The 13,923-nt window shown below is 36.3% G+C and carries 11 protein-coding genes; 6 read left to right on the top strand and 5 right to left on the bottom strand.

Annotated elements, in window-relative coordinates:
• Positions 1-39 precede the first annotated feature (39 nt).
• Together pdxH and ABGT15_RS03950 are read left to right on the top strand one after the other, a co-directional pair.
• A complete protein-coding gene (pdxH, locus tag ABGT15_RS03955; RefSeq protein WP_367230116.1) occupies positions 40-684 on the top strand; it encodes a pyridoxamine 5'-phosphate oxidase in 645 nt (214 codons plus the stop codon).
• Positions 685-838: 154 nt separating this feature from the next.
• Positions 839-1,345: a CAP domain-containing protein gene (locus tag ABGT15_RS03950; RefSeq protein WP_367230115.1), complete on the top strand. Its 507-nt coding sequence runs from the start codon at positions 839-841 to the stop codon at positions 1,343-1,345.
• 114 nt (positions 1,346-1,459) lie between these two features.
• Here the strand turns inward: ABGT15_RS03950 and ABGT15_RS03945 are convergent, their stop codons facing one another.
• Genes ABGT15_RS03945 through ABGT15_RS03935 form a run of 3 tightly spaced genes read right to left on the bottom strand, consistent with a single transcriptional unit; the run spans position 1,460 to position 7,321 of the window.
• Positions 1,460-3,388 carry an OmpA family protein gene (locus tag ABGT15_RS03945; RefSeq protein ID WP_367230114.1) on the bottom strand — a complete coding sequence of 643 codons (1,929 nt, stop codon included), beginning with the start codon at positions 3,386-3,388 and terminating at the stop codon, positions 1,460-1,462.
• An 11-nt stretch (positions 3,389-3,399) separates the two neighbouring features.
• Positions 3,400-4,308, bottom strand: a complete 909-nt coding sequence (locus ABGT15_RS03940; RefSeq protein WP_367230113.1) for a PorP/SprF family type IX secretion system membrane protein — start codon at positions 4,306-4,308, stop codon at positions 3,400-3,402.
• A gap of 46 nt (positions 4,309-4,354) precedes the next feature.
• The gene (locus tag ABGT15_RS03935) at positions 4,355-7,321 is read right to left on the bottom strand and encodes an HYR-like domain-containing protein (protein WP_367230112.1); all 2,967 of its coding nucleotides are present in this window, start codon (positions 7,319-7,321) and stop codon (positions 4,355-4,357) included.
• Positions 7,322-7,769: 448 nt separating this feature from the next.
• Between ABGT15_RS03935 and ABGT15_RS03930 the strand changes: the two genes are divergently transcribed.
• From ABGT15_RS03930 to ABGT15_RS03915, 4 genes are all read left to right on the top strand, one after another.
• Positions 7,770-8,258 carry a SixA phosphatase family protein gene (locus ABGT15_RS03930; protein ID WP_367230111.1) on the top strand — a complete coding sequence of 163 codons (489 nt, stop codon included), beginning with the start codon at positions 7,770-7,772 and terminating at the stop codon, positions 8,256-8,258.
• Positions 8,255-10,369 carry a polyphosphate kinase 1 gene (gene ppk1 / locus ABGT15_RS03925; protein WP_367230110.1) on the top strand — a complete coding sequence of 705 codons (2,115 nt, stop codon included), beginning with the start codon at positions 8,255-8,257 and terminating at the stop codon, positions 10,367-10,369. Before ABGT15_RS03930 ends, ppk1 begins: the two co-directional genes overlap by 4 nt.
• Before the next feature lie 72 nt (positions 10,370-10,441).
• Complete coding sequence (locus ABGT15_RS03920) at positions 10,442-11,332, top strand: Ppx/GppA phosphatase family protein (RefSeq protein ID WP_367230109.1); 891 nt, start codon at positions 10,442-10,444, stop codon at positions 11,330-11,332.
• Positions 11,333-11,358: 26 nt separating this feature from the next.
• Positions 11,359-12,132, top strand: a complete 774-nt coding sequence (locus tag ABGT15_RS03915; RefSeq protein WP_367230108.1) for an alpha/beta fold hydrolase — start codon at positions 11,359-11,361, stop codon at positions 12,130-12,132.
• Here ABGT15_RS03915 and ABGT15_RS03910 read toward each other — a convergent pair.
• The gene (locus ABGT15_RS03910; RefSeq protein WP_367230107.1) at positions 12,129-12,539 is read right to left on the bottom strand and encodes a DNA polymerase III; all 411 of its coding nucleotides are present in this window, start codon (positions 12,537-12,539) and stop codon (positions 12,129-12,131) included. The two genes, ABGT15_RS03915 and ABGT15_RS03910, sit on opposite strands and share 4 nt — an antisense overlap.
• A gap of 287 nt (positions 12,540-12,826) precedes the next feature.
• The gene (gene dnaX / locus ABGT15_RS03905) at positions 12,827-13,912 is read right to left on the bottom strand and encodes a DNA polymerase III subunit gamma/tau (RefSeq protein ID WP_367230106.1); all 1,086 of its coding nucleotides are present in this window, start codon (positions 13,910-13,912) and stop codon (positions 12,827-12,829) included.
• Between the last annotated feature and the right edge of the window lie 11 nt (positions 13,913-13,923).

Below are 13,923 nucleotides of genomic sequence, written 5' to 3'. Positions count from 1 at the left end.
TTAGTACCTTAGTGCCTTAGTAACTCAGTACCTTCAAAAATGTCCGATTTAAGCAACTATCGAAAATCTTACGAGAAAAGCGAACTTCTGGAAACCAATATCCCGGAAGATCCGATGAATTTGTTCCATCGCTGGTTTTATGAAGCCGAAGATTTAGGTGGAATAGAGGAAGTAAATGCCATGACGGTTTCTACCATTGGCTTGGATGGTTTTCCAAAGGCTAGGGTGGTATTGCTTAAAAAATTTAACGAAGAAGGATTCATTTTCTATACGAATTATAATTCTGAAAAAGGAAAAGCAATTGCTCAAAATCCGAATGTTTGTCTTTCATTTTTTTGGCATTCTATGGAAAGACAGGTAATAGTTAAAGGCATTGCTGAGAAAACTTCGGATATTATTTCGGACAATTATTTTGACAGTCGTCCTCAAGGAAGTAAGCTAGGTGCTGTTGTTTCTGCTCAAAGTGATATAATTCCTTCAAGAGATTTCCTTGAAAATAATCTTAAGATACTGGAACAAGAATATCAAAGTAAAGAAGTTCATCGACCAGAATATTGGGGAGGTTATTTAGTAAAACCTCTTTCTGTTGAGTTTTGGCAAGGTCGTCCAAACCGACTGCACGATAGAATCAGATATACAATTAAAGATGATTTTGAATGGAAAATTGATAGGTTATCTCCTTGATAATCAATAAATTAGATTTAAATGTTAAAGTTTAGTGCATTTTGTCGATTTAATTTGCGGTTAATCGAATTTAATGTACATTTGTCTCGTTATCAATTAGTTACAAAAATAAGATTGATAATGAAGCAAGCATTAACATTTAAATTTTTAGTTTATGAAAGCAACAATCATCCGCTCCATTTCGATCATTGGCTTACTACTAACTTTTGCTTCATGTTCTACAGAAAGTAATGAAGAAACCGATTCAGCTGTAAATGACACTTATCTTGTAGACAACAATTATTCATATAGCGACATCGAACTGGAAGTTGCCAGACTAATTAACGATTACCGTGTTAGCCAAGGTTTAAATCCTCTTGAAAAAATCAATCATATTTCCAATGTTTCGGAAGATCACGATCAGTATATGATTGCCAACAATACGTTATCTCACGCCCTTTTTGCCCAAAGAGAAGATAATTTAAAAGCGACTTTAGGCGCAGTAGCCGTAGGTGAGAACGTTGCATATAACTATGCAACGGCTCAATCGGTTGTGATGGCCTGGTTGAACAGTGCCTCACACAAATCGAACATTGAAGGAAATTATACACACTTTGGAATTGCCATCCGAGCCAATGCAGAAGGGAAAATGTATTTTACCAACATGTTTATCAGAAAATAATTTTAGTTACAATATATGTGTTTAGTTTCTGGGTTATTTTTAATCCAAAAGGAAAGTCCCGATACTGCATCGGGACTTTTTATTTAACGAACTGTATAAAAAATGAATGAAAGACTATTCTAAACTGATGATAATAAATTCGCTACGTCTGTTTTTCTGATGGTCTGCTTCTGAACAAGGTACATCGTCTGCGCATCCGTTAACCAATTGTGTTTCACCATATCCTTTTGCAGTTAATCGGCTTGCTTCAATGCCATTTTTAATCATGTACTGCATGGTTGATTTTGCTCTTCTGTCAGACAGACGCTCATTGTATTTATGCGTTTGACGACTATCTGTATGGGAACGAATATCAACTTTCATTTTTGGATATTTCTCCATTACGGCAATAATTTTTTCTAAATCAGTTGCTGCATCCGGACGGATATTCCATTTGTCTAAATCGAAATATATAATGCTGATGTCAAATATTTTTGCCAAATCAGTACCAACTTCAATAGGTTGGACATTTTTAGCTAAAGCAATATCCGCTCTGCTTTCTCCTGATTTTAAAGGGATCGAAACACTTACTTCGTTGGTTTCATAATCCTGTTTTTCAGCTCTTACGTAATATTTTTTATCACATTCGATATTTTCATCAAATTGATAATTACCACTTGCATCTGCTTCCACAGCCTGAATTAGTTCCATGTTTGAATCAAATAATGAAACTTTTGAACCGGGAAGTACTGCTGCTGTTGCTTTATCAGTAATTGTACCCTTAAGTAATTGTTCACAAACATTTTCTTTGAATTTGTAAATGTCGTCAGAACCTACGCCACCATCACGATTGGAAGTAACATAACCGATATGGCTGTTCGGGTTTACAATATAACCAAAATCGTCTTTTACACTGTTAACAGGAGCTCCCACATTTTTAATGGATGTAAAACTACCGTCTTTGTTCATTTTGGATTCGAAAACATCCAATCCGCCAATTCCCAAATGATCGTCGGAAGAAAAATACAATACATTTTTTTCTGTAATGTAGGGAAAGGTTTCACGCAAGGGGGAGTTTATATCTTTCCCTAAATTTTCAGGTGTACCGAATGTTCCGTTTCCGTTGATGGCAACTCTGTACAAATCGGATTCCCCAAACCCTCCGGGCATATCGGAAGCAAAATATAATGTTTTTTCATCGATACTTAAGGCCGGATGTGCTACACTGTAATTATCGTTGTTAAAAGGAAGTTCTGTTATGTCTTCCCATTTACCGTCTTTTAAAGTGGCTTTGTACACTTTAAGTTTATTGATTTTATCGTTACTTTTTCCTTTTTTCCCGTCGTTAAAATTGTTTCGGGTAAAATAAACGGTGTTGCCGTCTTTGGTAAAAACCGGTGTTGCTTCGTGAAACTTAGAATCAAGGTCTTTTGAAAATTCCTTGGCATCACTTAGTTTTCCATCTTCACCAATAGTGGCAGTATATAATTTTGTAAAATACTGACCGGTCCAACTGTGTTTTTTCTGAAAAACTTCTCCGGTTGATCGTGCTGATGTAAAAATAATATCTGAACCTTTAAAAATGGAACCGTAATCGGAATTCTCTGTATTGATACCGGAGTCTTCCAGTACATAACGGTCTGATCCTCTTCGCAGTTCGTTCAGATAATCTTTATTCTGTTTTAATACATCACCTACGGGATTATTTGTTTTCTGATAAAAATCCATTAAAAATTTATCCGCCTGATCGTTTTTACCATTGGCTTTCAGTGCTTGTGCGTATCGGAAATAGTATTGTGGTTCCACATCGTTTGTCATTGCAAACAGCTCCCCGTACCATCTTTCGGCTTTGTCATATTCACCATTGAAATAATAGGAATTACCTAATTTTTGGAATAAATCTGCCGATTTGTGTCCTTTTTCAGCTACCTTTTCGTAAACTTCTATTGCATCAATAAAAGCATATTTATCGTATTTTCTGTCACCGGTAGCAAGTTTCCCAAATTGGGAATAAACGCTACTAATGCTTAAAAAGGTAATTAGAAGTATTGCTTTAATTTTCATAATCATAGAATTTAGAAGAAACGAGGAGTTAGCATTTTGGAATTGTTAAATAATTCGAATCGTAAGAATACTTCATGTGATCCCGAATTATAGTTCTCCAATCGAGTAGTTTCCATATCATATCCATATCCGATGAAGAGTGAATTTGATATTTGAAAGCCTGCCATCACACTCCAGGCAGCGTCCCATCTGTAAGCCGCTCCAAGAGTTAATTTTTCGTATAATAAGAAATTTAATGAACCATCAACCTGAACTGGGGCTCCTTCAACAACTTTTGCCAAAACTGAAGGTTTCATTTTTACATTGGCTCCTAAATCGAATACATATCCGGTGATTCCGTAAAAATGCAGTCTTTCCTGATTAATTGAAACCGAATTGTCTTTATAACGTTTGGTTTCAAAAAAGTTTGGAACAGACAGTCCTGCATAGAATTTGTCGGAGTAAAGATAAACTCCGGCTCCAACGTTTGGACTGAAATCATTATCTAAGTTTTGAAACTGCGGGTCGTTTTCATCATGAATTCTTAATTTATTCATATCGATACTAAATAAATTTGCAGTTCCTTTTACCCCAATGGCAAGTTTATAATCTTCGGAAACATTTATAAAATAGGATAAATCCGCTGAAATTGCATTTTCATTAGCAGGACCAATTTTATCATTTACAAATGAAAGCCCGACACCAAAACTGGAGTCTCCAATAGGCGTATTCAGTGAAAAAGCATTAGTTGTAGGAGCACCATCAAGTCCAACCCACTGACTTCTGTGTAAACCAAATACACTGAATACTCCACGGGAACCGGCATAACCAGGATTTATATTAACAGTATTGTACATATACTGAGTATATTGTGAGTCTTGTTGTGAATACCCCACTATACTAACTAATCCTAAAACGAGTGTTATTAACTTTGTTTTCATAGCTACTAATTTAAATTAATTTTAGTATATAAAAGTATGGTGAGAATTATCTGTTTAAATATAAATAACCTGATCTGTCATGCCAGCCGTCTGTATCTCTAAATTTTAAGATATAGAAATACGTTCCGTCCGGTAAATCTTCATTGCCATTAAATGTTGCTCGTCCAGTAGATTTCCCTCTAAAGGCGATATCATCATTGTTGTAGCCATTTGCCTCATATACCAAAACACCCCATCTGTTATAAATTTGAACATTTTTTTCAACATAACAAGGGTCGGTAATATTCTCAATAAGGAAGACATCATTTAAATTGTCATTATTAGGTGAAACTGCATTGAAAATTTCCAAAGAGCGACAAGCTAACACACCACAATCATCAACTACGTGAATGTAAAAATGAAGTTTTCTAGGGCATGGACTTTGATTTGCATTTAATGTGTACACCAAAGTGTAATAGCCTACAGGAAGTTGTGTTACATTTAAGATGTTTCCGTTTAACCACTGGCTGTATCCAGGATTTTCTATTGTCCATATACCATCGTATTCGTCTTCGTTTACAATATCTGCTAACAATTCATTTAAATCGTAATTTGCATTGATAGGAGCATTGTTACATAATTCCGGAGTACGGGTGTCGAAATAATCGGATACGTTAACATGGATGGTTTGAATTACCACGGTTTCGTTTCCACAAACATCTGTTGCGGTCCAGGTTCTGATGATATCATAGCTGAACTCATCCTGATTTTCAGATTGATTTACTATTTCTTCAGTATAAGTTACGGTTACTACACCACCGCAATTATCTGAGAAAACCAACGCTTCAGGTTCCGGAATTTCGCTACAGGAATCTATTGTGATTTCAAGGTCAATAGCAGGACTGTAGGTAGGACCTGTTTCATCATGTACTGTAATGGTTTGATTCGTAGAAGATGAGTTTCCACAAGCGTCTTGAAAAATCCATTTTCTGATGATTGTGTATGAATTAATACATTCTCCCACATAAAATTCATCTACTCCAGTTACTGAAATTGGTCCACTACAGTCTTCAGCTGTTAAAACAGGCATTGCTGGAACTTCAGAGCTACAAGAAACGATAATGTCTTCAGGTCCTTCAGGAGCTACAGGAGGTAAGATATCCTGAACAGTAATAGTTTGTGAAGCGGTTGAAGTCATTCCACAAGCATCAGTCGCAGTCCATGTTCTGGTTACAGAATACGAACCTGCACATTGTCCCGGAGTGGTTACATCATTAAAAGTAAGGGTGAATGCAGAACCACAATTATCTGAAGCCGTAGCCTGAGCGAATTCTGGAACAGCAGGACAGTTAATAGTTGATGCAGCCGGAAGCGGATCAATCACCGGAGCCGAAACGTCTTGAACAGTAATAGTTTGTGAAGCGGTTGAAGTCATTCCACAAGCATCAGTCGCAGTCCATGTTCTGGTTACAGAATACGATCCTGCACATTGTCCCGGAGTTGTAACATCATTAAAAGAAAGTGTTACAGGTGCACTACAATTATCTGAAGCCGTAGCCTGAGCGAATTCTGGAACAGCAGGACAATTAATTGTTGATGAAGCCGGAAGTGTTGCAATTACAGGTGGAGTAGTATCATCAATACTGATAATTTGTACATCAGATCCTGAATTACCGCATACATCTGTTAATGTAAATGTACGGGTAACCACTACAGGGCAACTTCCTGAAGCAACATCCTGATAAGTAACTGTTGTTATTGATGAGGTATCTGAATAACTTCCACCGGCAGTATTAAATTGTTGCATTGTTATCACTGTCGCTGATGAAGAAAAAGGTAAATAACCTAATCCTCCAATTGAAACAGTTCCACATCCTTCAATTGATAAATCGTTGGGAGCGGTAACAACCGGATTACCACTATCGCCCGGTAGAATTGTAAAAGTTCTTGTACCGGTACAACCTACAGCGTCTGTAACCGTCACGGTATAATTTCCTGGAGCTAATCCTGTTATGTTTGGGGTGTTTGCTCCGTTACTCCATGAATATGAATAGGGAGGAGTACCACCGCTTGCCGAAACACCATCAATTGAACCATTATTACCTGTGCTGCAACTGGCAGAATGAGGAACTCCGGCAATAGTAATAGGTGTTGAGGAAATTATCTGCGTAACAGTATGAGTCATAGGAGTAGGGACGCTTGAATCGGTTACCGTAAATGTAACAGTATAAGGACCGCCCGGATATGGATATACGTGTACTGGATTTTGTTCATGTGAAACTGGCGAACCATCACCAAAATTCCAAGTATAGAAATAAGGTTCGGCTCCTCCATTTGTATCATCATCAAATGTTACTGTAGTTTGATTACCAATAGTACATGCTGTGTATTCAAATTGTACAGCCAAAGGTGCTTTAATAATCATATCACCTGAAAATTCACATTGTGATGTACTGTAGGTTCTACAGTTATATACTGGTAATTCGGGATCAAATGAATCATTTGGATCATTTGGATCATCTGCATCTCCGTTTGGCAGCCAAACTACAAGAGTTCTGGTCAGACTTAGTTCAGTACCACAAGTCCAGGTAAAGCCGTTTGTACTTCCGTTAATTGTAAGAAGTCGTCTGCCAACACCCGGATAAACACTACCTAGATAAGTATTTATCTCCGTAGGATTATTTGGATCACTGATTATATTACCATCAGCATCTCTTACAGTTAAGGTACTAAAAATTCTAACTTGTGTTATGGGGCTATTGGAATTAGAAGTGTAATTCAGCCAAATGTAAACGGGTTGTGTCGATGGAACGGCACAGGGTTCGGTTATTGGATTTCCATTAACATCAGACGCACTTAAATATACATTATCTAATGTGTAATTATTAGATGTACAATTAAAGTAGTCTAAATAAGAGTAGGGCTGACCGCCGGTACACAACCTCAAATCTGGGTGGTCTCCGGTTGTTTGCGAAACAACATTGTTAATTCCAATAACTAAAAATAATAGCAGTAATGTAATTTTTGGTTTCATGGACATTCATTTTTCAATTCATTTTTTTATTCGATAAATAGTTTTTAGTTTAATTTCCATAGCCTGACAAAGCACAAATTGAAAAATAGGTGCGTATTGTGAAAGGACAAAGAAATTCACACAGCAAAAAAATTTGTTGGAAAAAATAGAATTGAAATATTCTGATTACTAAACCGTTAACCAGAACGCATAACTATGCTGAAAAAAAATCCAAATACAAAGGTGTGGTATTTTCATATTCGGAAAAAAACTCTTTAAAAGAACTTCAGTATAGTGTTTCGATAATTTGTTAAGTCTAAATTATTCAATTAAAAACGGAACTATATTATTTACAAGCGCATTTTCGATGAAAACGCCCCTTTTATCCGTGAATTAACAATTATTTGACAAATATTCTCTGGTTTTTATGGTTTTTTTTGAGTTACTTTATAGAACTAAATTGTTGGTTATGAAAAATTTAATTCTTATTCGTCATGCAAAATCAAGTTGGGAGGCTCCTTTAAAAGATATAGACAGACCCTTATCAAAAAGAGGGATAGGAGACGCCCATATAACCTCACACGCCGTTGATCAATTCCTCCCGAAGTCTTTTATAGTTTGGAGTAGTCCTGCAAAAAGAGCAAAAGAAACCGCAATGATTTACGCACAAAATCTTGCAATACCTCTTGAGACTATTATATATAAAGACGATTTATACACCTTTGATGAAAGAAGCCTGGAAAAAACCATAAAAGACTGCGAAAACAAGTATGATAACCTAATTCTTTTCGGACATAATGAGGCTATAACAAATTTTGTTAATAAATTTGGAGATCATTATATAGATAATGTACCGACTTCAGGGTTTGTTGCCTTAAAGTTTGAAGAAGAAGAATGGAAGAACATACAAAAAGGAAAAATTCTCAAAACGATTTTTCCCAGTCATTTAAAATCATGATTGCTACACAGGAAAACAGATATATAGACAGAGAAAAAAGTTGGTTAGCCTTTAATGCCAGAGTACTACAGGAAGCAGCAGATGAAAGTGTTCCTTTATTAGACAGACTTCGTTTTTTAGGAATTTTTTCCAATAATCTGGATGAATTCTTCCGTGTTCGTTATGCGGCAATCCGACGGTTGAACTCTCAGGGAATTTCAGGAGAAAAACTTTTAGGAGGAATTTCGGCAGAACAATTACTGAAAGACATTACCGAAATCGTAATCGAGCAGCAATCAGAAAGTTTACGCATTTTGAGTGTGATTGAGAAGATGCTTGAAAAAGAGAATATCTTCATCATTAATGAAAATCAAATTAATAAAGAACAACAGGATTTCATTAAAGATTTTTTCATTCAAAAAGTTGGGCCGGAATTGGTAACCATCATCCTTAATGATTTGGATGAGTTTCCGTTACTCAAAGATACATCCGGGTATTTAGCTGTTAAACTGGTAATGAAACCTCAAACGCAAAACACGATACTTTCTAAAATTCTTCAAAAGAAAGACGTTCGTTATGCTGTTATTGAAATACCAAAAGCAATTAACCGTTTTGTAGTACTGCCATCCAATTCAGACAAACAGTACATTATCTTGCTGGATGATGTTATCCGATACAATCTTAATAACATTTTCAACATTTTTGACTATGAGAGTATTTCTGCTCACATGATAAAAATTACCCGTGATGCCGAGTTGGATATTGATTCCGATTTAAATAAAAGTTTCATGGAGAAAATTTCGTCCAGTGTAAAAGACAGGCGAATAGGAGAACCGGTACGTTTCGTTTACGACCAATCCATTGAAAAAGATACGCTTGCCTTTTTTCTTACGCGAATGGGAATTGATGCTACCGACAGTTTAATCCCTGGCGGTCGTTACCATAACCGTCGTGATTACATGGATTTTCCCAATCTTGGACGTTACGATTTATTGACCAAAAAAAATACACCGCTTCCTGTACCCGGCCTAGATTTAGAGGGAAGTATATTAGAAAAAATAAAGCATAAAGATTATCTGGTAAATGCTCCGTATCAGTCATTTGCTTATCTCATCAAATTTTTAAGAGAAGCTGCACTTGATCCAAAAGTAGTTTCTATTAAAATTACCTTGTATCGATTGGCCAAAAACTCTCAGATTATAAGCTCATTAATCAATGCTGCAAAAAACGGTAAGCGGGTAGTCGTTCAAATTGAACTACAGGCTCGTTTTGATGAAGCCAGCAATATTTCATATGCCGAAATGATGCAGACCGAAGGTGTCGAATTGATTTTCGGAGTTAAAGGTTTAAAAGTACATAGTAAAATATGTGTGATTGAACGCATGGAAGAAGGAAAGGTGAAACGTTATGGCCTTATTTCAACAGGAAACTTTAATGAAGCCACAGCCAAAGTATATACCGATGTGACGTTGTTTACCAGTCACGTTCAGATTATGCGAGATGTTTCCAAGGTTTTTGAATTTTTCGATGTGAATTACCGTGTTTATCGTTACAAACATCTTTTAGTGTCTCCGCATTATACCCGATCCAAATTTTATAAGTTGATTGATAGGGAAATCTCAAACGCTAATGCCGGAAAAGAAGCTTATATTAAGCTAAAAATGAATAGTTTATCCGACTATAAAATGATTGATAAGCTTTACGAAGCCAGTCGTGCCGGAGTAAAAGTTCAGTTAATAATTAGAGGGATATGTTGTTTAATTCCCGAAGTTACTGGAATGAGCGAAAACATTGAAGCCATCAGTATAGTAGACAATTATTTGGAGCATTCCCGAGTGTATATTTTTTCCAACAACGGAGATCCGGATATCTATATTTCATCGGCCGATTTTATGGCCCGTAATTTAGATGCCCGAGTGGAAGTAAGCTGCCCAATTTACGATGAGGAAATCAAAAAAGAAATGTTGGAAACATTCGAAATAGGATGGAGGGCTAATGTAAAAGCCCGTCTGCATTCTGAAAAACTGGATAATAAATATCGTAAGCAGCCAGACCAGAAAATGTTCCGAGCCCAACACGAAATGTACAATTACTACAGGGATAAATTGGAAGTAATTGCTGAAAACATTTGATTCGGAAGAAATTAAAAACAAATAATTAATTACTAAAAGCTAAATGCTATCCGCTAAAAGCTAACTGCTAAGATGATTACAATTAAAAAATATGCAGCAATAGACATCGGTTCCAATGCCATGCGATTGCTCATTACCAATATAGTTGAGCAACAAGGAAAAGAAACACAATTTAACAAAAGTGCTTTAATTCGGGTTCCGATTCGATTGGGACAGGATGCTTTTACTGTTGGGGAGATTACAGATGAAAACATCGACAGGATGATTGATGCCATGAAGGCCTTCAAACTGTTGATGAAAGTATATAAAGTAGAGCGTTATATGGCGTGTGCTACTTCCGCTATGCGTGAGGCATATAACGGAAAAGAAGTTACCGAAATTATCAAGAAAAAAGCGGATGTAAAGATTGAAATTATCGACGGTAAAAAAGAAGCTGCTATCATCGCTTCATCAGATTTACATCATTTCATTAAAACAGACGGAACCTATTTATATGTAGATGTTGGTGGTGGCAGTACCGAATTTTCCTTGTTTTCAGAAGGTAAAATGATTGCATCAAAATCCTTCAAAAACGGAACCGTTCGTTTACTGAACAATATGGTTAACGATATCGTTTGGCTGGAAATCGAAAAATGGATCAAAGCACAAACAGCTCCTTACGAAGACATCACTTTGATTGGTTCAGGAGGGAACATCAATAAAATATTTAAACTTTCAGGAAAAGCACAGGATAAGCCGCTTTCTTATATCTATCTGAACTCTCAGTATCAATATTTTAACTCTTTAACTTACGAACAGCGAATTGCAGAACTTGCTTTAAATACAGATCGTGCTGACGTTATCATTCCAGCCATGCGAATATATTTAAATGCCATGAAATGGAGTGGAGCAAGAAGCATTTATGTTCCTAAAATTGGGCTTTCCGATGGAATCGTAAAAGCAATGTACAACGGAAAGATTTAATACTGTTTCTTTTACAGCTTTTAATTATGGATTCAAATATTACATTTCCACTTGAAAAGATTGCAGTGGAAAGATTTGACGGTTTTCCTGGCAAACCCACTATTGTTTTCCTTCACGATTCCTTGGGTTCCATCGAATTATGGCGTGATTTCCCCGAAAAGTTAGGTGTAATTACAAAATGTAATGTACTTATCTATGACCGGCAAGGTTATGGAAAGTCTTGTGCGTTTACTTATTCCGAACGCGATAATTATTATGTGGAACTGGAGGCCGATATTTTAAATCAACTGTTGGGATTTTGGAATATTGATAAAGCTATCCTTTTCGGGCATAGTGATGGTGGTTCAATCGCATTGATCACAGCCGGAAAATATCCTGAAAATATTTTAGGAGTTATTACTGAAGGCGCACATGTTTTTGTCGAAGACATTACCGTTGAAGGTATTAAAGAAGCTATTGAACTTTATCAAACTACTGATTTAAAAGCAAAACTGGAAAAATACCACGGCGAAAAAACGGATGAAATGTTTTGGGCTTGGGGTAATATCTGGACCACCGATGAGTTTAGAAAATGGAACATTGAAAGCTTTCTGCAAAATATTACTTGTCCGACCCTTGTTATTCAAGGGGAAGAGGATGAGTACGGAACTTTGGAACAGGTAAATAAAATTGTATCGCAAATTAAAGGAAATGCTAGCAGTTTTATTATTCCGGAAGTAAAACACACACCACATAAGGAAGCTCCTGATTTAATTTTACAAAAATCAAAAGCGTTTATCAAATCCTTTTTAACGGATTAAACATCCAAATCAAACGTTTTTTTCAATAAATCCAATGCAGGATTTATTGCTTTTAGTTTATCAAATTTTTCAAGGGGAGTAAAGGCATATTTGGATTCAACAACCTCATTTACAAATACTTCAATAGCTACATCATGGTTATGAAGATGTCCTCGCAAATACCCTAACAAATCGTTTTTATTATTGTCGAAATCTACTTTAGATCCTTGGTTTGGCAAGTGCAGTTTTATGGTTGTGCCTTCTAAAGTCGGATCATCCATCAGCATATAAGTTGCCATGATATGTTGTCCTTTATACTTTAATTTTTCCGCGAAATTTGTCCAATGCAATAACATGTCCGTTTCCGTAAATGGTTCTTTGGGTAACTCGTCATGGTGTTTTACTGATGCTTTCTGATTGGCTTCCAATTCACGCTTTGCCTTAATACTGGCTAATGAAAAGGCTGAAACTTTTGGCGCATTATCAGAACCTATTTGTACTTCAATTGCAGGTTTGGAAGTTACTGAAATACTCTTTTCTTCTTTTACAGGCTCATCTGCAACAGTTTCAGTTATCGGCTGTGCAACAGTAATTTTTTGAGGTTCGGGCAGCTCTTCCGCTTGCGCTGTATTTTCCTGATTAGGCTGTAGAATTTCCGCTTTAGGTTTAACTTCGGTGATGGAATAACCTGAATTACGGTAATAAGTTGGCGGAATTATAAATTTGTCAGCTTTTTTTTTTCTCCATCAAAAGTGATAGAGGCAAGCTGCATAAGGCATAATTCAACTAAAAGTCGTTGATTTTGTGAGGCTTTGAATTTTAAATCACAATCGTTGGCAATATCAATTCCCTGTAATAAAAAATGCTGAGAAGCTTTTTGCGCCTGTTCTCCGTAAAGACGTTGGGCATGTTCGCCAGCTTCTAATAAAATCAAGGTAGCAGGATTTTTACAAACCAATAAATCACGGAAATGTGAAGCCAAACCGGCTACAAAATGATGTCCGTCAAAACCTTTGGCTAAAATATCGTTGTAAGCCAATAACAGTTCAGGGATTTTGTTCTCCAGAATTAAATCAGTTACCTTTACATAGTACTCAAAATCAAGAACATTCAGATTTTCCGTTACAGCCTGACGCGTTAGGTTTGTTCCGCAATACGAAACAACTCTATCAAAAATAGACAAAGCATCACGCATCGCACCATCTGCTTTTTGAGCTATGATATGCAAAGCATCGTCTTCAAAAGTAACACTTTGACTGCGAGCTACTTCCGCTAAATGGTCTTTAGCATCTTTAACAGTAATTCTTTTGAAATCGAATATCTGACAACGTGACAAAATCGTTGGTAAGATTTTGTGTTTTTCCGTAGTTGCTAAAATGAATATGGCATGACGTGGCGGTTCTTCCAAAGTTTTCAGAAAAGCGTTGAAAGCCGAAGTCGAAAGCATGTGAACCTCGTCAATGATATATACTTTGTATTTTCCGGTTTGTGGAGGAATTCTAACCTGATCAATCAAATTTCTGATGTCATCAACTGAGTTATTCGAAGCAGCATCCAATTCAAATACATTGAAAGCAAAATCCTCATACGGATCATCATAACCTTCCTGATTGATTTTACGCGCGAGAATTCGGGCACAAGTTGTTTTTCCAACACCTCGAGGGCCTGTAAATAATAAAGCCTGCGCTAAGTGATTGTTTTCTATGGCATTAAGCAAAGTATTTGTAATAGCCTGTTGTCCCACAACGTCTTTAAACGTTTGAGGTCTGTATTTACGGGCTGATACTATAAATTGTTCCATAGAAATTTATT

Source organism: Flavobacterium enshiense (genome assembly GCF_040750275.1).
Classification (GTDB): domain Bacteria; phylum Bacteroidota; class Bacteroidia; order Flavobacteriales; family Flavobacteriaceae; genus Flavobacterium; species Flavobacterium enshiense_B.
The sequence above is the reverse complement of the archived record's forward strand: the minus strand, read 5'-3'. Positions and strand labels throughout refer to the sequence as shown.

Bases quoted from the DNA above. Each gene is read 5' to 3' on its own strand.
- ABGT15_RS03940 (WP_367230113.1), bottom strand. From the start codon at position 4,308: ATGAAAACAAAGTTAATAACACTCGTTTTAGGATTAGTTAGTATAGTG.
- pdxH (WP_367230116.1), top strand. From the start codon at position 40: ATGTCCGATTTAAGCAACTATCGAAAATCTTACGAGAAAAGCGAACTT.
- ABGT15_RS03935 (WP_367230112.1), bottom strand. From the start codon at position 7,321: ATGAAACCAAAAATTACATTACTGCTATTATTTTTAGTTATTGGAATT.
- ABGT15_RS03950 (WP_367230115.1), top strand. From the start codon at position 839: ATGAAAGCAACAATCATCCGCTCCATTTCGATCATTGGCTTACTACTA.
- ABGT15_RS03945 (WP_367230114.1), bottom strand. From the start codon at position 3,388: ATGAAAATTAAAGCAATACTTCTAATTACCTTTTTAAGCATTAGTAGC.
- ABGT15_RS03930 (WP_367230111.1), top strand. From the start codon at position 7,770: ATGAAAAATTTAATTCTTATTCGTCATGCAAAATCAAGTTGGGAGGCT.
- dnaX (WP_367230106.1), bottom strand. From the start codon at position 13,912: ATGGAACAATTTATAGTATCAGCCCGTAAATACAGACCTCAAACGTTT.
- ABGT15_RS03915 (WP_367230108.1), top strand. From the start codon at position 11,359: ATGGATTCAAATATTACATTTCCACTTGAAAAGATTGCAGTGGAAAGA.
- ABGT15_RS03920 (WP_367230109.1), top strand. From the start codon at position 10,442: ATGATTACAATTAAAAAATATGCAGCAATAGACATCGGTTCCAATGCC.
- ppk1 (WP_367230110.1), top strand. From the start codon at position 8,255: ATGATTGCTACACAGGAAAACAGATATATAGACAGAGAAAAAAGTTGG.